The sequence below is a fragment of the Protofrankia sp. Cr1 genome, from assembly GCF_963555865.1.
Lineage (GTDB): Bacteria > Actinomycetota > Actinomycetes > Frankiales > Frankiaceae > Protofrankia.
On record NZ_CAUVXO010000441.1, the window covers coordinates 1 to 1,236 of the forward strand.

Genomic DNA, 1,236 nt, shown 5'->3' on the forward strand with positions numbered 1-1,236 from the left:
GCTTTTTCGATGGCTGGGAACTGCTCGAGCCCGGTGTTGTGCCGGCGACTCAGTGGGGCACGAACGATCCCACCCCGACAGCGCTGTGGGCCGGCGTCGCACGCAAGAGCGCCCGACAATAGGGACGGGGCCAGTCGCCGGCTGCGATGCAGACGACGGCCTGCCGATCCGGCCCAAGCCCGTCCGTATCCGGCGCCCCGACGGCCCGCTGGCGCCCGAGGAAGCCGACCTTTGCGAACGCCTCCAGGCCCAGGTCCTCCAGAGCACAGAGGACGAGTACCCGGCAAGATCAATATCAGCGCCAACCACGGTTCCATTGATCCCCGGGGCCGGTGTTCTCGGGGTCGCCGTAGCATCCGCCGAAAATTGAGCGGATATGGCTCGGTAAGCTCCTGAACCGGATCTTCGAGGTCCGGCGGGAGGTCGCTGGTGGCGACGCGGGTGTTCGCGGACCAGGAGTTGGAGGCGCTGCGGAGGTTCCCGGAGATCGGCCGGGAAGAGCTGTTCCGGTTCGTCACGCTGACCCCGGCGGACATCGCGTTCGTTGATCCTGGTAGGGGCCGGGGACCGGCCGACCGTCTCGGACTGGCTGTCACCCTGTGCACGTTGCCGTGGCTGGGATTCGTGCCCGACGAGGTAGCGGCCGCGCCACGGGCGGCGGTGGTACGGCTGGCCGAGCGGCTTGGCATCGATGCTGCTCGCGCAGGCGACCAACCTCGGGCTGACCCGGCGGGCCAACCTCGACCTGATCGCCGAGCATTACGACGACCTGCTCCGCCTGGCCGGGTCGCTGAAGTTCGGCCACGCCACCGCGTCACTGCTGGTCGGGAAGCTCTCAGCCTCCGGCCGGCAGAACGCCCTGGCCGCGGCGCTCAAGGAATACGGAGCTCTGCGACGCACGATCTACGCGGCCCGCTACCTGTCCGACCCGGCGTACCGGCGCAAGATCTCCCGGCAGCTCAACAAGGGCGAGTCGCTGCACGCGTTGAAGCGGGACCTGCTCTACGCCCATGAGGGCACCATCCGCGCCCGCCACCTCGAAGCCCAGACCGAGCAGGCGTGGTGCCTGACCCTGGTCACCAACGCCGTGGTGGCCTGGACAACCGAGTACTACGGACTCGCGGTCGACTCGATGCGCGCGGCTGGCCGACGCATCGACGACGAGGTGCTCGCGCACATCTCCCCCGCGCACAGCGAGAACATCAACTCGACATTATTCGTGGCTCGAGCCACTGC

At 68.4% G+C, this 1,236-nt stretch carries 2 pseudogenes; both read left to right on the forward strand.

The annotated features are described in order from the left end of the window. Positions 1 to 441: 441 nt before the first annotated feature. Positions 442 to 642 (forward strand): annotated as a pseudogene (locus U9980_RS23210) (DUF4158 domain-containing protein); the annotation flags it as partial. A 79-nt stretch (positions 643 to 721) separates the two neighbouring features. Next, a pseudogene (locus tag U9980_RS23215) lies at positions 722 to 1,236 on the forward strand (Tn3 family transposase); the annotation flags it as partial.